The organism is Massilia soli (assembly GCF_016809835.1).
GTDB lineage: Bacteria > Pseudomonadota > Gammaproteobacteria > Burkholderiales > Burkholderiaceae_D > Telluria_A > Telluria_A soli.
The window spans coordinates 281,839-300,418 of sequence record NZ_JAFBIL020000007.1; the positions used below are offsets into that span (position 1 = coordinate 281,839).

Genomic DNA, 18,580 nt, shown 5'->3' on the forward strand with positions numbered 1-18,580 from the left:
GCCCCATGAAAAACCTCAAACTCACTCCCGCGGCGAAGATCGCCCTCACCGTCGCCGCCGTTATCGTGCTCGGCTTGATCGCCTACAGCATGACCGGCAGCCCGGACAGCGACCAGGCCGCCGACGCCAGGGCGGCAGCGCCGAAACCGGCGCTGACCGTCACCACCGCGCGGCCGTCAAGCGCCAGCCTGCCGATCAAACTGGCGGCGACCGGCAACGTCGTGGCCTGGCAGGAAGCGGTGATCGGCAGCGAGTCGGGCGGCCTGCGCCTGACCGAGGTACGCGTCAACGTCGGCGACGTGGTCAAGAAGGGCGAAGTGCTGGCCGTGTTCTCGCCGGACGCCGTCAACGCCGACGTGGCCCAGGCGCGCGCCGCGCTGCTCGAAGCGCAGGCCAGCGCCGCCGACGCCGCGGCCAACGCCGAGCGTGCCCGCAGCCTGCAGAACTCCGGCGCGCTGTCGGCCCAGCAGATCAACCAGTACATCACCGCCGAGCAAACCGCCAACGCGCGTATCGCCGCGGCGCGCGCCAGCGTGGCGGCGCAGCAGCTGCGCCTGAAGTACACGCAGGTGGTGGCGCCCGACAGCGGCGTCATCTCGGCACGCACCGCCACGGTCGGCTCGGTGGTCGGCGTAGGCACCGAGTTGTTCCGCATGATCCGCCAGGGCCGCCTCGAATGGCGCGCCGAGGTGACGGCCACGGAACTGACCCGCATCAAGCCAGGCATCGCGGCGCGCGTGGTCGCCGCCAACGGCAGCGAGCTGACGGGCCGCGTGCGCATGATCGCGCCGACCGTCGATGCCCAGACCCGTTCGGCGCTGGTCTACGTCGACCTGCCGCCCGCGATGGGTTCGTCCGCACCATTCAAGGCCGGCATGTTCGCCAGCGGCCAGTTCGAGCTTGGCACGTCGCAGGCAATGACGGTACCGCAGCAGGCCGTGGCGGTGCGCGACGGCTTTTCGTATGTGTTCACGCTCAAGCCGGATAACCGGGTCAGCCAGCTGAAGGTCAAGACCGGGCGCCGCCTGGGCGACCGCATCGAAGTGACCGAAGGCCTGGCGCCGGATGCGCAAATCGTCGTCAGCGGAGCCGGCTTCCTGAACGATGGCGACCTGGTACGCAATGTGCAGGCCGCCCAAGCCGCGGGTAAGCAATGAACTTCTCCTCCCTATCGATCAAGAACCCGGTCCCGGCGATCATGCTGTTCGTGCTGCTGACGCTGGCCGGCCTGCTGGCCTACCGCGCCAACGCCGTGCAGGATTTCCCCGACATCGAACTGCCGATCGTCACCGTCACCGCCACGCTGGAAGGCGCGGCGCCGGCGCAGCTTGAAACCGAAGTGGCGCGCAAGATCGAGGATTCGGTCGCCACGCTGCAAGGCGTCAAGAACATCTACACCAAGGTACTCGACGGGGTGGCCAACATCACCGTGGAGTTCATCCTCGAGAAGAACATCTCGGAAGCGGTCAACGAGGTGCGCGACGCCGTCTCGCGCGTCAAGGCCGACTTGCCGGCGGAAATGCGCGATCCGGCCGTGACCAAGGCGTCTACCGCCGGCCGCGTGGTGCTGACCTTGGTCGCCGCCGCGGCGCCGGGCCAGGGCGGCGTGCCGCTCGATGCGCAGGAGCTCAGCTGGTTTGTCGACAATACCGTGGCCAAGCGCCTGCTGAGCGTGCCGGGTGTCGGCTCGGTCAAGCGGGTCGGCGGCGTCTCGCGCGAAGTGCGGGTCGAGCTGGACCAGGCGCGCATGGCCGCGCTGCGGGTGTCGGCCATCGATGTCTCGCGGCGCCTGCGGCTGGTGCAGCGCGAAGAACCGGGCGGGCGCGGCGATGTCAGCGGCGCCGAACAATCGGTGCGCACCATCGCGACGGTGAAAACGGCGGCGCAACTGGCCGCGCTGGATATTCCACTGGCCGACGGGCGCCATGTGCGGCTCGAGCAGATCGCCACCGTCACCGACACCGTGGCCGAGCCGCGCGCGGTGGCCGAATACAATGGCAAGCGGGTCGTCGGTGTCGAGATATTCCGCACCAAGGGCGCCAGCGAGATCGCGGTGGCCGAGGGCGTGCGCGAGGCCATCGCCAAACTGGGCGAAGAGCACCGCAACGTGGAGCTCAAGCAGGTGATCGACAACGCACAGCCGGTGGCGGAGAACTTCGAGGGCTCGATGGAGCTGCTGTATGAAGGCGCGCTGCTGGCGGTGCTGGTGGTATGGTGGTTCCTGCGCGACTGGCGCGCCACCCTGGTCGCCGCCGCGGCCCTGCCGCTGTCGGTGATCCCGGCCTTCCTCGGCCAGTACTGGTTCGGCTACACGCTCAACACCGTGACCCTGCTGTCGCTGGCCCTGGTGGTCGGCGTGCTGGTGGACGACGCCATCGTCGAAATCGAGAACATCTCGCGCCATCTGCGCATGGGTAAGTCGCCGATGGAAGCGGCGATGGAGGCGGCTGACGAAATCGGCATGGCGGTGATCGCCACCACGTTTGCGCTGGTGGCCGTTTTCCTGCCCACCGCGTTCATGGGCGGCATTCCCGGCCTGTTCTTCAAGCAGTTCGGCTGGACCGCCGTGCTGGCGATCCTGGCCTCGCTGGTGGTGGCGCGCTTGCTGACCCCGATGATGGCCGCCTATATCCTCAAGCCGGCCAAACACGCCGAGGAAAAGGATGGCTGGATCATGCAGCGCTACCTGCGCGCGATGAAGTGGTGCCTGCGGCACCGGCTTGCCACCGCGATCGCATCGGGCCTGTTCTTCATCGGCTCGCTGATGCTGGTGCCGCTGCTGCCGACCGGCTTCGTGCCGCCGGCGGACCGTGCCCAGACCATGATCAACCTCGAACTGCCGCCCGGCTCGACGCTGGCCGAGACGCGCGTGGTGGCCGAGCAGGCGCGCCTGGCAGCGATGCAGGTAACAGGCGTGACCGGCGTGTTCAGTTCGATCGGCGGCGGCTCCAGCGGCGACGCTTTTGCGCCGGGCGCCGCGGCGGAAGCGCGCCGCGCCGTGCTGACCCTGACCACCGTGCACCGCGATGACCGCGACGAATCGATGGACCAGCTGGAGTCGGCGATCCGGGCACGCCTGGACCAGATTCCGGGCGCCCGTTTCAATGTCGGCCCGGCCGACACCGGCGTCAAGATGCAGCTGGTACTGCAGAGCGAAGACCCGGTGGCGCTGACGGCCGCGGCGCAGCGCGTGGAACGGGAACTGCGCACGCTCAAGGGCATCGGCAATGTCAGCTCCAGCGCCTCGCTGGTGCGACCGGAGATTATCGTGCGGCCCGACTTCGCGCGCGCCGCCGACCTGGGCGTGACCGCCGCGGCGATCGGCGAAACGGTGCGGGTGGCCACCGCGGGCGATTACGACCTCGCGCTGACCAAGATGAACCTGTCCGAGCGCCAGGTACCGATCCGGGTCAAGCTGCCGGACGCCGTGCGTGCCGACCTGTCGGCCATCGAACGGCTGAACGTACCGGGCACCAGCGGCCCCGTCATGCTGGCCAACGTCGCGACGGTGACGATGGAAAGCGGGCCGGCGCAGATCGACCGCCTGAACCGCAGCCGCAACGTCACGCTCGACGTCGAGCTGTCGGGCCGCTCGCTGGGCGAAGTCAATGCCGAAGCGCGTGCGCTGCCGTCCATGAACAGCCTGCCGCCGTCGGTCACCGTGGCGGAGCTGGGCGACGCCCAGGAGATGGCCAACCTGTTCGCCAGCTTCGGCGTGGCGATGGCGATCGGCGTGCTGTGCATCTACGGCGTGCTGGTGCTGCTGTTCAAGGACTTCATGCAGCCGATCACGATCCTCGCCGCGCTGCCGCTGTCGATTGGCGGCGCCTTCGTGCTGCTGCTGTTGACGGGGAAAGCGCTGTCGATGCCGACCATGATTGGCCTGATCATGCTGATGGGGATCGTGACCAAGAACTCGATCCTGCTGGTCGATTACGCGATTCTGGCACGCGAGGCGGGCATGAACCGCTTCGATGCGCTGGTGGACGCGTGCCACAAGCGCAGCCGGCCGATCATCATGACCACCATCGCGATGGGCGCCGGCATGATGCCGCTGGCGCTGGGCTGGGGCGCCGACCCGAGCTTCCGCTCGCCGATGGCGGTGGCGGTGATTGGCGGACTGATCACCTCGACTCTGCTGAGTTTGCTGGTCGTGCCGGCGGTGTTTACCTACATCGACGATCTCGAGCATCTGCTCAAGCGCGGCATGGCGAAGATGCGGTCGCGGAAAAAATCCGGCGCGACCACCGCCGCCTCGCAGGGCGGATAAGGACGCAGTCCGGGTCCGCGCAACCACGGCGCCAAGCGCGTCAGCCGCCCAACACCAGAAAAAAAACGCCGGCGCGAGCCGGCGTTTCATTTGCTGCGTACTGCTTACACCATCGGCGGATCGGTCTCGCGCGCGAACGAGCGGTGCGACGCCAACGCTTCCTTGAACGCGCCCAGCGCCTGCTTCAGGTCTTCGCCGTGCGCGCCGAGCAGCGCCGGATCGTCCGAACCATCCGGCAGCGCCGGCGGCACACTGGCCTTGGCCAGCAGCCCCGCGCCGGCGCCCAGCACCAGGATCGGCTTGCAGTGGCGGTACTGCTCGCGCACGAAGTCGAGCGCATGGGCGTCGCGGCTCAGCGCATTGACCGAGTCTTCGCCGTCCGGCACCACGACCGCGTCGTACAGCACCGATGGACCAGCTTCGAGCGTGATCTCGACGTCGAGCATCTCACCGGCCATGGCCTTGACCTTGCCCAGCGTGCCGGCAACCACCCGCGGCACCGCGCCGTCGGCCAACAGTGAATCGTAGATGGTGCGGACCATCGCGGCATCAACGCCATGCGCCACCAGAATCGCGACGCGGCGCGTCTTGATGCCGGTTTCGCCAGGACGGCTTAGCAGCGACAGCGCTGGCGATGGCGCGTATTCCGGCGTCGGCAGGGATGTCGCCAGCGGCAGCGGCGCCGGTACGTCCATGCCAAGGCCGCTGGCGACGGTTTCAGCCAGCGTATGGTCGACATTGGCCAGCAGGGCCAGCACGCGCTCGCGCACCGCAGGCACTTGCACGCGCGTCAGCTCGAAGCGGAAGGCGGCGGCGATGTGGGCCTGCTCGACCGGCGTCTGGCTGTTGAAGAACATGGTCGCCTGCGAGTAGTGGTCGGCGAACAGTTCCGGCTTGCCGCGCACCTTGTCTTCGGCGACGCGCTCCGGGAACGACGTGAAGCCCTTGTCCATGCCAGCCTGGGCCGGGCTGCCGCCTGCGAGCGAGTTCGGCTCGTAGTTGACGCGGCCGCGATGGATCGCCTGGCGGTGCATGCCGTCGCGCTGGTTGTTGTGGACCTGGTTGACCGGCGCGTTGATCGGGATCTCGTGGAAGTTCGGGCCGCCAAGGCGCGACAGCTGGGTGTCGAGATAGGAGTGAATCCGTCCCTGCAGCAGCGGGTCGTTGGAGAAGTCGACGCCCGGCACCACGTGCGCCGTGCAGAAGGCGACCTGCTCGGTCTCGGCGAAGAAGTTGTCCGGGTTGCGGTTCAGGGTCATCTTGCCCAGCGGGACCAGCGGGACCAGTTCTTCCGGCACCAGCTTGGTCGGGTCGAGCACGTCGAAACCGAAACCTTCAGCCTGTTCTTCCGTGAATACCTGCACACCGAGCTCCCATTCAGGGAACGCGCCAGCCTCGATCGATTCCCACAGGTCGCGGCGGTGGTAGTCGGCGTCGGCGCCGCAGATTTTTACTGCTTCGTCCCAGACCAGCGAGTGGGTACCTTGCAACGGCGTCCAGTGGAATTTGCAGAAGCGCGATTCGCCCGCCGCATTGACCAGGCGGAAGGTATGCACGCCGAAGCCCTGCATGGTGCGGTAGCTGCGCGGAATGGCGCGGTCGGACATCTGCCACAGCAGCATGTGCGCCGATTCAGGCATCAGCGAGACGAAGTCCCAGAAGGTGTCATGGGCGCTCGATGCCTGCGGCATCTGGTGATGCGGCTCTGGCTTGACGGCGTGGACCAGGTCGGGGAATTTCATCGCGTCCTGGATGAAGAAGACCGGGATGTTGTTGCCGACCAGATCCCAGTTACCTTCCTGGGTATAAAACTTGACGGCGAAGCCGCGCACATCGCGTACCGTATCTGCGGATCCGCGTTCGCCGGCGACCGTGGAAAAGCGCACGAACACCGGGGTGCGCTTGCCCGCCTGGGAGAACAGGTCGGCGCGCGTCAGGTCGCTGAAATCTTTGTAGGCTTCGAAGACGCCGTGCGCGGCTGAGCCGCGTGCATGCACCACGCGCTCGGGGATGCGCTCATGGTCGAAATGGGTCAGCTTTTCACGGAGGATGAAATCTTCCATGGCGGTGGGTCCGCGCAGGCCGACCTTCAGCGAATTCTGGTTGTCGGCTATCGCGACGCCCTGGTTGGTCGTCAGCACCTGTCCCGAGCTGTCGACGCGGACGCGGTCGAGCGCGCCAACGGTTGGGTTGTTGCCGAGTGACGGAACACCGCTGCCGACCTTGTCGGAGACCGCGCTTTCGGTGCTGGTGCTGCCGGTTGCCCCCGGCGTTGCCGGCTCGGCGGTAGCGCCCGGCTGCGGCGTGCGCGCGGCCTCGCCATGTTCGCCAGGCTTGTTCGGATTGAACGGCATGTCCGCCGCCAGCTTCATCCCCGCGACTTTGTTCTCGCGCAGTTGCTCGGCTGTGTCGTTCTTCATGCCAAGGCTGGAAGGCGGCTGTGCGCCGGAAGGACCGGAAACCGTGCTGAGGATGGAACCGGCGCTGTCAGTTGACTGCCCGTTCTTTTTACGTGTGGCCATGTGGTACCTCTGAAAATTGGGGATGGGATGTCTGGACGTGCAGAAGCCTCCGGCCACACCAGGGCGACCGGAGCCTGAAAGCGATGCCTGCCTCGGAAACGGGGCAGGCGCTGCGCTTCAATTAGTGGCGACGGCCACCAAAGATTTTCGACAGCAGGTAGCCGGCAGCCAACGCACCCAGCACTGCGGTACCTGGGCTGTTGCGGACATATTCGCGGCCGGTTACGGTGAAGTTGTTGTACGCGTCCGTCACCTGGCGCTTGCGCTCTTCCATCGAGCCCGAAGCGCCCGAGAACATATCCGACATCTTGTCGACGCCGGCGTGTGCGCCGCTGACCAGGCGGTCGACGACTGGCTGCGCCGAATCGCCTGCCTTGTCGATGGCCTTGTGCATGTTATCAGCGCTCTTGGGCGTCATGTCCTTGCCCATCGACGACGATGCGCTCGAACCCATCGAGCCGGCGCTGCTGCCCATGCTGCCGCTGCCCATGCTGCCGCTGCTCGACGATGCGCTGCTGCCTGGCGAACCACTTGCCAGGTTGCCGCTCGACGAGGTGCCTTTGTTGCCGGACAGGCTGTTGGCCGAGCTGGCGTTCGACAAGCTGCTGCCGCTGGACAGGGAATCCTTGTTCAGGCTGCTGCTCTGCGCGTTGTCGCTCTTTGCCGAGCCCATGCTGCCCGAACCGCTTGCACCCATGTTGCCGGTGCCCGCCACGCTTGGCGAACCGCTGCTCGACTGGGAGCCGCTGATGCCCTTCTGCGTGGAGTCTTTACCGATGTTGCTGCCCGTAGCCTCGTTCGACTTTTGATTATCCATGATCCATTCCCTTTAAATAGTTATACCAATGCGGCGTGAAGCGATCGACCCTTCTACATTCTTTTCCGAATCTGGCTGGAACATTACGCAGGTAGCTGCGCTGCCTGCGCTGCGTCAATGGCCGCGTCGCGTGATGACGGGAAGCAGTCCATGAGCAGCCGCGAACAGTTGCGATGTTCAGCAAATGCATTCGGGTGAGCGAATACTAAAAATATAACGTCGAGAAGATGCTCACTGTGCGGTGACTAACAGAGCAATGACATGAAAGAAATGCCCAGTCGTGGGTTTCTTTGAAAAAATAGAGCAGAGGAATTGGAAGATTTCTGAAGGAAATTTCGGGCGTGTTCCGCCGCGCGGGAACGACGCGGTCGACGCCAGCCGATGCGCGCCGCCGGCGCGCATCGGCTGGTTCCGCCATGGGTTGGCTCAGCCGCTCGTCGGACGCGCGGTGCCAGGCCCGCCCAGCAGGATGTCGGCATAGGGCGCCGGGCCGTCGCCGATCAGAATGCCGTCGTCGGTGATCTCGAAGGTGCGCAAGTCGCGGCTGTGCGCGCTGCCACGCACCTTGACCACCGAGATGATGGTCTTGAGCTGTGCCTTTGCTTCGATAAAGCGCTGGACAATAATCGCATCGACCAGGAAGGCGTTTCCATATGGACTAAACCGAAAGTCGGTAAACCGGTCTTCCAGCTCACTGGTCATCAACAGGGTGACGCCCTTTTCGCTCAGCACGGTGGTCATGCGGTACAGCGATTCGCGGAAGTCTTCGCGGAACTCCGGGGCCAGCGCGAGCTCGAAGCCGGACAGCGAATCGAGTACCACGCGCCTGGCGCCGGTGCGGTCGATCATCCTCACCAGTTCATGCAAGGTTTCATCGACCGATACATCGAGCGTACGCACGTTGAGCAACTCGACACTGCCGTCGCTGACCAGCGAGTCGAGCAAGTCGTTCATCATCTGGCTTGGACTTTTTTCGAACAGCGCCAGCACCGCGGTTTCGCCGAGGCGCGCTCCTTCGGCAAGGAACTCGGTTGCCAGCATGGTCTTGCCACAGCCCGATGGGCCGACCAGCAACATCGAGTAGCCCGTCGGGATCCCCCCTCCCAGCATCTCATCCAGCTTGGGCACCCCCATCGACACGCGCTCGCGGCCACGTGCGCGGTTGGGATCGCCGGACGGCTCGGGCGCGGGCAGGATGCGCGGGAATATTTCAATGCCCTGCTCATTGATGCGGAAGGTGTGCAGGCCGGGGCGTTGCTTCTGGCCCCGCATCTTCAGCACCTGGATTTTGCGCACCATCGCGTTGCGGTGGACATTCTGCGTCAGCCAGATCATGCCGTCGGCAATGGTAAAGATCGGATTGCGGTCGGTCTCGTTGGCCAGGTATTCACCGATCAGGAAGGTGGTGGCGTGCCACCCGGTCATCTGCGTCACCAGCTTCTGGACGAACGATTGCAGCGCGGCGACTTCTCGGTCCGGCCCCCTGGCGCCCTCGACAAACGACCGGAACGAATCGATGAACACCAGCGCCGGAGCGTGCTGGCGCACCTGTTCGCAAATCTGTTTCAGCACCTCGTCGTAGTTGCCGCCCTCCACCTCGGCGGCCAGGCTGATGAACTGGATCGCGCTGTCGACCTTGTCGAAATCGAAGTAGCTGAACTGTTGCTGGTAGCGCAGCATCTTGATCGGCGGCTCCCCCATCGCGGTAAAGAACAAGGCCTTGCGCTGCGGGTTCGCCAGCGCAAACATGATCTGCTGCGCGAAGGTGGTTTTACCGCTGCCTGGCGCACCGCCGATGATGTTGAAGGAGAGCTCCGGCAGCCCGCCGCCGAGGATGGTGTCCAGGCCGGGCACGCCGGTTTGCATCAGCGGCAATTTAAATTGCTCGTTCATTCAGACTTACTCCTAGTATCTGTAGCGTCGGCGGGAGCCGGGAATGTGGCGCGCAGGAACTGCTCGGCCAGTCGCGCGCCAATCAGGGTATCGAGCTGGTTGGCATAGGTCGCGAGCATGGCGGTGGTCGCCGCCAGCACCGCGTCCCTGTCAGCGCTTTTGAACGCGGCGCGCAAGCCATCGTAAGGCGGCGCGCACAAGGCCGGATCGGAACCGCGCCCAAGCCATGGGTAGTGGTCCTGGCATGCGTCGAGGCTGCGTCCGACGATCATCTGCACGCTGGAGGGGCCAATCAGCGGCACGAACTTGCACGCCAGGCGCTGCCAGATAATCGTCGCCTCATTCGCCGTCTCAGCGGCAGAGGCGGCGCGCAGCGGCCCGGTGATATCGGACAGAAGCTGCGCGCTTACTGGCACGATTGCGCTTTCACGGGCACCAGAACGGCATCATGCGCTGACGGCAAAGCTTTCACTATTCTGTCCCGAAGAAATGGTTTTTATATAGGCATTTTATCCGATAGTGGCGCCGCGGTCGCAAGCGCCGGCGCGGCCAGCGGAATTGACACCGAGACCGAGGTGCCGTGCGCGCGTACGCTTTTGAGCAGCATCTTTCCGCCATGCGACGCCAGCCGCTCGCGCACGGCCTGCAAGCCATAGCCCGCCTTGCTGCGGCCGCCACGCTCGATGCCGACACCGTTGTCGGATACCACCATGGTCAGCGTCGATTGCGGCGCGCGCACGACCACGTCAACCCGCGTGGCGCGCGAATGGCGCGCCACATTGCTCAAGCATTCCTGCAAGGCGCGGTACATCGTCAGTATCTGCTGGTCGCTCAAGTCCAGCTTGCCAACCTGCGTGTCAAAACCAACCTGGCAGGCGATGCCGCTGGTGCGGCGAAACTGGCTCAGTTCGTACTCGATGGCCGCTTCCAGGCCCAGCTCAATTTCAAAAGGACGCAGCGCCGCGATCAGCGTGCGCACGGTGACGATGGCGCCGTCGATATTGCTGAGCGCCCCGCCGACCCATTCCTTGAGCTGCGCATGGCTGTCGCCGGTAACCTGCGGCAGAGTGGCCACATCGAGCCGCAAGGCCAGCAGGTTCTGGCCAAGGGCGTCGTGAATTTCCAGCGAAATGCGCTTGCGCTCGTCTTCCTTGAGCTGCCACTGGTGGATCAGGAGGTCATGCAGGTTTTGCTGGGATTCGCGCAGCGCCGATTCGGCACGTTCGCACTGGAAAATTTTGGCGACCAATGCCTCGTTGACGAGCATTTGCGCGGCAGGCAGGGATGGGTCGGACAGATCGCCGGCGGCGCCGCCCTCGGGATGGCTTGCAGTCTCTTGCGCCGACGCCAGCCCATAACGCTCCTCGATCTTGCGTATGAGGCGCAGGGCACGCGCGGTATCGCGTTCGTCCTCATGGCTGGGAGGAAGGATTGGCGTATGCATAGTCATGCTCGCTAAGTGGTAAACCTTTGCCGACCTTCGCCGAATAATTATCGCACCAAAAACCAGAGGCCCGCGCACGGACCCGGACATCATCTTCGCCAACATGGTTGTAGCGTCGCCGCACGCGGAGGCTGCCGCCCCAAGCATGCCAGATCTTGCGCACAAAAGAAAAAAGGGCTACCAGCGACGCTGATAACCCTTTCATCTTACTACTAATTTTGGTGCCGCTTGCCGGAATCGAACTGGCGACCTTTTCATTACGAATGAACTGCTCTACCAACTGAGCTAAAGCGGCGAAGACCGATATTCTAGCAAAGTTTCATTGACTCTTGCTACCCCGAATCAGCGAAACTTGCTATTTTCTGAACAAAACAGTGATTTACGCGTCGTGATAGCTGGTGACGCGCTCCACTTCGCCCTTCGATCCGAGGAAAACCGGCACGCGCTGGTGCAGCTTTTGCGGCGGAATGTCGAGGATGCGCTGGCGGCCATCGGTGGCGGCGCCGCCGGCCTGCTCGACGATCATCGCCATCGGGTTCGCTTCGTACATCAGGCGCAGCTTGCCGGGCATCGAGGTGTCGCGCATGTCGGCCGGATACATGAAGATGCCGCCGCGGTTCAGGATGCGGTGCACGTCGGCGACCATCGAGGCGATCCAGCGCATGTTGAAGTCCTTCTCGCGCGGGCCGGTCGCGCCGGCCAGCATTTCATCGACATAACGCTGCACCGGCGGATGCCAGTGGCGCTGGTTCGACATGTTGATCGCGAATTCCTTGGTGGTTTCCGGAATCATCATGTTGCGCTGGGTGAGCACCCATGAGCCCATTTCGCGGTCCAGCGTAAAGCAGTTGACGCCGTTGCCAGTGGTGAGCACCAGCATCGTCTGCGGGCCATACACGGCGTAGCCGGCGGCTACTTGCGAGCTGCCCGGCTGCATGAAGTGCTCCTCGGTCGGCGTGCCCATCCCGTCCGGCGCCTTGAGCACGGAGAAAATGGTGCCGATCGATACGTTCACGTCAATGTTGGACGAGCCGTCGAGCGGGTCGAACAGCAGCATGTATTCGCCCATCGGGTAGCGGTTCGGGATCGGGTGGATCGATTCCATTTCTTCCGACGCCATCGCTGCCAGGTGGCCGCCCCATTCATTCGCTTCCAGCAAAATCTCGTTGGAAATGACGTCGAGCTTCTTTTGCACTTCGCCCTGGATGTTCTCGGTGTCGGCGCTGCCGAGGATATCGCCGAGGGCGCCCTTGCTGACCGAATGGCTGATGGTCTTGCACGCGCGCGCGACGACTTCAATCAGGAGGCGCAGTTCGGCGGGAATTGAATTGTTGTGACGCTGTTCTTCAACCAGGTACTGCGTAAGACTGACGCGCTTCATGGACTTCCTTCGTTTTGTTTGAATTATTCAGCGTCGTTCCCGCGCAAGCGCGAACCCAGACCTCGCATGCATGCAGCCGCTGCGTGGGTTCCCGCCTTCGCGGGAACGACGGTGGTGTAGTTTAGTTGGTCAGTGCCTTGCTGACCACTTCGCCTACGTCGCTCGACAACTTCCCTGATCCCGACACTTTCTGCAGCGCCTGTTTCATCTGGGCCTGCAATGCCGGCGCATAACGGCGCCAGCGGTCCATCGACCGCGCCAGGCGGCTGGCCACTTGCGGGTTCAGCGCATCGAGCGTGGTCACCTGCTCGGCCCAGAACGCGTAGCCGCTGCCATCGGGCGCGTGGAACTGTGCCGGGTTGCCGTTGCAGAAGTTAAAGAGCAGGCTGCGCGCGCGGTTCGGATTCTTCAGGTTAAAGGCCGGATGCCGCATCAGTGCCCGCACCGCGGCCACATCCGTGACCGGCGCCGCGGCCTGGATCGCAAACCACTTGTCGATCACCAGCGCCTCGTTGTCGAATTCGGCATAAAAACGCTCCAGCGCATCGGCCGCACCAGGGGCTGCGGAATGGATCAGGGCGGTCAACGCGGCAACCCGGTCGGTCATGTTGCCGGCAAGGTCGAACTGGCGCTGCGCCAGCGCGTAGATGGCGTCGTCCGGGGCCGCCGACAGGTAAGCCAGCGCCAGGTTCTTCAGCCCGCGCTTGCCCGCAGAGATCGCATCCGGACTGTACTCCCCCGGGGTCTGGTTGGCCTCGTACTGCGCCAGCAGATCCTTGCGCAAGGCCGAACCTATCGTCTTGCGCATGGCCTGCCGCGCCAGGTGGATCGCCTGCGGGTCGACGACTTCCATTTGCTCGGCAACCATGCTCTCGGACGGCAGCAGCAAGGCGTTCTCGCGGAAGGCTGAATCGAGCGATTCGTCGGCCAGTATCTTGCGCATTGCATCGATGAAGGTGTCGTCCAGCGCCAGCTTGTCGCCGGCGCCGACTGCCGCCGTCATCTTCAGCAGGCGCGCCATCGCCAGCCGCTGGCCAGCTTCCCAACGGTTGACCGGATCACTGTCGTGGCTGAACAGGTGCAGCAATTGCGCGTCGGTGTAAGGATAATTGAGGACCACTGGCGCGGAGAAGTCGCGCAGGATCGACGGAGTCGGCTCTTCCTTGACGCCGGTAAAGCGGAAGGTTTGCTTCGGCTTCATCAATTCGAGCACCGCGGTCGTGCCCGCATTGGCGCCATCGACGATCAGCGCGAGATCCTTGCCATCGGCGCCCAGCAGGCCGAGCGCGACCGGAATGTGGAATGGCAGCTTGCTCGGCTGGCCAGGCGTCGCCGGGCAGCTTTGCGACAGCGTCAGTTCAAAGGTGCCGGCCGCGGCGTCGTAGCGGCCGGTGGCGGTGACGACCGGGGTGCCGGCCTGGCTGTACCAGCGCTCGAACTGCGCCAGGTCGCGGCCGTTGGCGTCCGCCATCGCGGCGCGGAAGTCATCGCACTCGACCGCCTGCTCGTCGTGGCGTTCGAAATACAAGTCCATACCCTTGCGGAAACCATCGCGGCCCAGCAAGGTCTGGTACATGCGCACCACTTCGGCGCCCTTCTCGTACACGGTGACCGTATAGAAATTGTTGATCTCGACGAAGGAATCGGGACGCACCGGGTGCGCCATCGGGCCTGCATCCTCGGGGAACTGGGCCTGACGCAAGGTACGCACTTGCTCGATGCGGGTCACCGCGCGGCCGGTGTCGGTGCCGATCATGTCGGCCGAGAATTCCTGGTCGCGGAACACGGTCAGGCCTTCCTTCAGCGACAGCTGGAACCAGTCGCGGCAGGTGACGCGGTTGCCGGTCCAGTTGTGGAAATATTCGTGGCCGACCACCGCTTCGATGCCGGCGTAGTCGACGTCGGTAGCCACGCGCGGGTTGGCCAGCACGAACTTGGTATTGAAGATGTTCAGGCCCTTGTTTTCCATCGCGCCCATGTTGAAGTCGCTGACGGCGACAATCATGAAGCGGTCAAGGTCGAGCTCGAGGCCGAAGCGCTCCTCGTCCCAGCGGATGCTGTTCTTAAGCGACTGCATCGCGTAGTCGGTCTTGTCGAGATTGCCGTCCTCGACCCACACCTGCAGCAAGGCATTGCGGCCATCCTTCAGGCGGAAGGTCTCTTCCTGGCAGACCAGTTTGGCCGCCACCAGCGCGAACAGGTAGGACGGCTTCTTGAACGGGTCTTCCCACTTGGCGTAATGACGGCCGTCGCCGAGGTCGCCCTCTTCGACCAGGTTGCCGTTCGACAGCAGTACCGGGTATTTACTCTTGTCCGCGCGCAGCATCACGGTGAACTTCGCCATCACGTCGGGGCGGTCGGGGAAATACGTGATCGAACGGAAGCCTTCCGCCTCGCACTGTGTGAAGAAGTTGCCGTTTGAAACGTAAAGACCGTTCAGTGTCGTGTTCTTGACCGGGGCGGTCAGGGTTTCGATTTCCAGCGTGACATCGTCTGGCGCGGCGGGAATGCGCAGGATGTCGCCCGAAATATCGTAGTCGCCCGCGTGCAGCAGCCTGCCGTTCATTCGCAGGGCCACCAGCTGGAGGTTGACGCCGTGCAGCTCGATGCCATTCCTCACGCTGTCCGGGTTGCGAACCATCACCAGGCGGCTGGCGACGATGGTGCGCTCCGGGTCCAGGTCAAAGCCGAGTTCGACCGTGTCGACAAGGTAAGTTGGCGGCGTATAGTCTTTCCGGTAGATAGTCTGGGGGGTATCTGTGCGCATGGGGAATCGGACTTTGGCAGGTGGACAGGCGGCTATTCTACCAACACCTGCGAGATGCGCGACTCACAATATTCAGTGTAACGGCATGTGCACAGGGTAACATTCTGTAAATTATCTGCCAGAATGTGGACAAGACCATAAAGTTAGTTTGGGTGGACTGCGCCCACGAGACGGAGAGACAAAATGAAACCCCTGATGATTGCCGCCACCGCCGCGCTGGCCCTTCTGTTGACCGGTTGCGCCAGTACCATCCGCAGCAATGTGACCACCTTCCACCAGTGGCCCGACCAACTGCCGGACAAGACCTATGTGTTTGAAGCACCGCCGGTGCAGGACGACACGCTGGAATGGCGTACGTACCAGAACATGGTGCGCGGCGAGCTGACCCGGCTTGGGTTCCAGGATGCCGGCGCGGCCGGCACGCCGTCGCTCGCGGTATCGATGCGGTTCATGACCACCGACGTGCCGGTGCGCGTGATCCAGCCGGTGTTTTCGCATTTTGACCATTACTGGATGCCGCGCACCGCGTTCATGCGGCCTTATCGGCGCGGGTACGGTTACGGCTACTGGCGCGGCTACTACAGCCCGTTCTACGACCCGTTCTGGTATGGCACGCCGTCGTACCAGGAAACCATCGTGCATCACTACAAGCGCCAGGTGCACGTGGGGATCAAGTCGATCAAGGACGGCAAGCGGCTGTTCGATGTGACCGTCAATAACATGAGCCGGAACATGTCGACGCCGGACATCATGCCGGCGCTGGTGCAAAGCGCGTTTGCCGAGTTTCCCGGTGTGAGCGGTGTGGCGCGCACGGTGGAACTGAAGCGCGAGCCGAAGTAAATCGGGCAAAAACGGCGGACGGTGTAGCAGGGGTTTCGAATCGCAAAGCGATTTGCCTGCGGAACGGTGTCGGCTTGCAAGCCGACACTCCTTCTATCCGCCGATTTGACTACGGCAGCAAAATGGAAGACCCCGTCGTCTTGCGCGACTCCAGCTCGACATGCGCCCGCGCCGCATCGGCCAGGCTGTAACGCTGGTTGATCTCGATCTTCACCTTCCCGCTCTCGACCATTCCGAACAAGTCGGCCGACATCTCTTCCAGGTCCTTGCGGGTGGCTGCGTAGGAGAACAAACTCGGGCGCGTGACGAACAGCGACCCGCGCGAGGCCAGTTCATTCATGCCAAACGGCTCCACCGGACCCGACGCATTCCCGAAGCTGACCATCAACCCGCGCGGACGCAGGCAGTCGAGCGAGCCGATGAAGGTATCCTTGCCGATCGAGTCATACACCACCGACACCTTGTCGCCGTTGGTAATCTCGGCGACGCGCTGGACGAAATCTTCGGTGTTGTAGTTGATGACATGCGTGCAGCCATTGGCGCGCGCCAGTTCCGCCTTTGCATCCGAGCCCACGGTGCCGATGATATTCACCCCCATCGCGCGCGCCCACTGGCAAGCGATCAGGCCGACGCCGCCGGCCGCTGCATGGAACAGGATGGTGTCGCCGCGCTGAAGCTGCGTGGTGCGGTTGAACAGGTACTGCACCGTCAGCCCTTGCAGCATCATCGCGGCGGCGGTATCGAACGACACTGTCTCGGGCAGGCGCACCAGCAGCGCCGCCGGCATGTTGCGCAGCTCGGCATACGCGCCGTTCGGGCCGCCCGCATAGGCGACGCGGTCGCCCACCTTCACGTCCAGCACGCCCTCGCCCACCGCCTCGACCACGCCGGCGCCCTCCTTGCCCAGCCCGGCCGGCAGCGGATGCGGGTACAGGCCGGTACGGAAGTAGACGTCGATGAAGTTGATGCCGATGGCGTGCTGGCGCACCCGCGCTTCGCCGGGACCGGGCTCGCCCACCTCCACATCGACATACTCCATGACTTCCGGACCGCCGTTGCGGTGAATGCGAATCGCCTTGGACATGCTCAGTTCTCCTTGTGAAGTGTTATTTGGTTGCCGCCAGCATCAGCTGGGTCAGCACCAGATGCGCGGTCGACAGGTTGGTGGCGCAGGCAACGTTGTGCACGTCGCAGGCGCGTACCAGCGCGTTGATGTCGGGTTCGTGCGGCTGCGGCGTCATCGGATCGCGCAGGAAGATCACGGCGTCGACCTGGCCGTCGACCAGGTGGGCGCCGATCTGCAAGTCGCCGCCGAACGGGCCGGAATGCTTGCGGTCGATGGTCAGGCCCAGCTCGTTGGCCAGGCGCCCGCCGGTGGTGCCGGTAGCGATCAGGTGGCAGCCGCGCAGGAAATCGATGTACTGGGCGGCCAGCGTGATCATGTCGTCTTTTTTCATGTCGTGCGCAATGAGCGCGATACGCGTTTTCATGTCCTGCACTTCCCGGTTATGGTTGATCGGTCCCGCTATTTTTTCCTCGACAACATGTAGATTCCCCCCAGCACCAGTCCGGTCCCGGCCAGTTGGACGGCCGTGATCGGCTCGCCCAGCACCAGTGCGCCGAGGAACAAGGTCGACACGGGGCCGACCATGCCGGCCTGCGACGCGGTTGCCGCGCCAATACGCCGGACCGCGTACATGGTCATGAACACTGGGAAGATAGTACAGAAAATCCCGTTCACCAGCGATAGCCAGTACACCTCGGACGGCTGGATAAGCAATGCGGCCGGGCGCAGCACGAAAAACTGCGCGATGCAGGCCACGCTGGAGACGCACATCGCGTACGACACCAGCCGCAGCGTGCCGATGCGCTTGACCAGTTCGCCGCAAAACAGCAGGTACAGCGCATACGAGATGGCCGAGCCAAGCACCAGGGTCGAGCCCAGCACGGCGTTGCCGGCGCCGCCCTGCAGGTCATGCACGAACACCAGCACGATGCCGCAATACGAGACGGCCAGCGCGGCCCATTCCAGGCGGCCGATATGGCGCTTCAGGAAAACCGACGTAATCAACAGCACGAAGGTCGGGGTCAGGAACAGGATCAGGCGCTCGAGGCCGACGCTAATGTATTGCAAGCCGAGGAAATCGAGGAAGCTGGACAAGTAATAGCCGATCAGGCCGAGGCCGAGGATGCGCCAGCGGTCGATGACGGGCAGCGGCGCCTCGGTACGCATCTTCCACAGTGCGATGGCAAGGAAGAACGGGAACGAAAACAGCATGCGGAACGCGATCAGGGTGACGGCGTCGATGTGATAGCGGTAAAGCAACTTGGCGACGATCGCCTTGGTCGAGAACAGCACCGCACCGCCGATAGCGATCGCCAGGCCGGCCACGAGGGCCGGGCGTGGGATCGACGTCGGCGCCGCGGCCATTGCGTTTTTACTCATAGGGCAATTGTAGAAGCAAACGTCCAACCCCGCTGGCGCCGCCAATTATTCCCCAGCAAAAGATTCCAAAATCGGGGACAGACCACCATTTTGGAACATTCCAAAATGGTGGTCTGTCCCCGATTTTGGAACTATTTCTGGCTGGGGGGGACGATTTTAGGATGTGTCGCTATGGTAAAATGTCGGCCACTTTGCATACC

The 18,580-nt window shown here is 63.8% G+C and carries 13 protein-coding genes and 1 tRNA gene; 3 read left to right on the forward strand and 11 right to left on the reverse strand.

Annotation, left to right across the window (positions count from 1 at the left end; all coding sequences use genetic code 11):
• Positions 1–5: 5 nt before the first annotated feature.
• Both I4X03_RS18505 and I4X03_RS18510 read left to right on the forward strand, forming a co-directional pair.
• Positions 6–1,157, forward strand: a complete 1,152-nt coding sequence (locus tag I4X03_RS18505; RefSeq protein WP_223469727.1) for an efflux RND transporter periplasmic adaptor subunit — start codon at positions 6–8, stop codon at positions 1,155–1,157.
• Complete coding sequence (locus I4X03_RS18510; RefSeq protein WP_223469728.1) at positions 1,154–4,270, forward strand: efflux RND transporter permease subunit; 3,117 nt, start codon at positions 1,154–1,156, stop codon at positions 4,268–4,270. Before I4X03_RS18505 ends, I4X03_RS18510 begins: the two co-directional genes overlap by 4 nt.
• Before the next feature lie 104 nt (positions 4,271–4,374).
• On the opposite strand, the gene I4X03_RS18515 is transcribed toward I4X03_RS18510, so the two are convergent.
• The 8 genes from I4X03_RS18515 to pepN all read right to left on the reverse strand — a co-directional run bounded on the left by I4X03_RS18515 (position 4,375) and on the right by pepN (position 15,094).
• Entirely contained in the window at positions 4,375–6,792 is a 2,418-nt protein-coding gene (locus I4X03_RS18515; protein WP_223469729.1) for a catalase, read from the reverse strand.
• Between the two features lie 121 nt (positions 6,793–6,913).
• Positions 6,914–7,609, reverse strand: coding sequence for a hypothetical protein (locus I4X03_RS18520; RefSeq protein ID WP_223469730.1), 696 nt, complete (start codon positions 7,607–7,609; stop codon positions 6,914–6,916).
• Between the two features lie 426 nt (positions 7,610–8,035).
• The gene (locus I4X03_RS18525) at positions 8,036–9,502 is read right to left on the reverse strand and encodes an ATPase domain-containing protein (RefSeq protein ID WP_223469731.1); all 1,467 of its coding nucleotides are present in this window, start codon (positions 9,500–9,502) and stop codon (positions 8,036–8,038) included.
• Positions 9,499–9,918: a hypothetical protein gene (locus I4X03_RS18530; protein ID WP_223469732.1), complete on the reverse strand. Its 420-nt coding sequence runs from the start codon at positions 9,916–9,918 to the stop codon at positions 9,499–9,501. The genes I4X03_RS18525 and I4X03_RS18530 overlap by 4 nt, the downstream gene beginning before the upstream one ends.
• A gap of 80 nt (positions 9,919–9,998) precedes the next feature.
• The gene (locus I4X03_RS18535) at positions 9,999–10,946 is read right to left on the reverse strand and encodes a sensor histidine kinase (protein ID WP_223469733.1); all 948 of its coding nucleotides are present in this window, start codon (positions 10,944–10,946) and stop codon (positions 9,999–10,001) included.
• Positions 10,947–11,165: 219 nt separating this feature from the next.
• Positions 11,166–11,241 (reverse strand) — tRNA-Thr (locus I4X03_RS18540).
• Positions 11,242–11,325: 84 nt separating this feature from the next.
• Positions 11,326–12,327, reverse strand: coding sequence for a class 1 fructose-bisphosphatase (locus I4X03_RS18545; protein ID WP_223469734.1), 1,002 nt, complete (start codon positions 12,325–12,327; stop codon positions 11,326–11,328).
• A gap of 121 nt (positions 12,328–12,448) precedes the next feature.
• Complete coding sequence (gene pepN, locus I4X03_RS18550) at positions 12,449–15,094, reverse strand: aminopeptidase N (RefSeq protein WP_223469735.1); 2,646 nt, start codon at positions 15,092–15,094, stop codon at positions 12,449–12,451.
• Positions 15,095–15,277: 183 nt separating this feature from the next.
• Here pepN and I4X03_RS18555 point away from each other — a divergent pair, with 183 nt between their 5' ends.
• Complete coding sequence (locus tag I4X03_RS18555) at positions 15,278–15,934, forward strand: DUF4136 domain-containing protein (protein ID WP_223469736.1); 657 nt, start codon at positions 15,278–15,280, stop codon at positions 15,932–15,934.
• Between the two features lie 109 nt (positions 15,935–16,043).
• Here the strand turns inward: I4X03_RS18555 and I4X03_RS18560 are convergent, their stop codons facing one another.
• From I4X03_RS18560 to I4X03_RS18570, 3 genes are read right to left on the reverse strand one after another with little or no spacing between them, the layout of a single operon-like run.
• Entirely contained in the window at positions 16,044–17,018 is a 975-nt protein-coding gene (locus I4X03_RS18560; protein ID WP_223469737.1) for a quinone oxidoreductase family protein, read from the reverse strand.
• Between the two features lie 22 nt (positions 17,019–17,040).
• Positions 17,041–17,424 carry a methylglyoxal synthase gene (locus I4X03_RS18565; protein ID WP_223469738.1) on the reverse strand — a complete coding sequence of 128 codons (384 nt, stop codon included), beginning with the start codon at positions 17,422–17,424 and terminating at the stop codon, positions 17,041–17,043.
• Between the two features lie 35 nt (positions 17,425–17,459).
• Positions 17,460–18,380 (reverse strand): DMT family transporter, encoded by a 921-nt coding sequence (locus tag I4X03_RS18570; RefSeq protein WP_223469739.1) that lies wholly within the window; start codon positions 18,378–18,380, stop codon positions 17,460–17,462.
• Between the last annotated feature and the right edge of the window lie 200 nt (positions 18,381–18,580).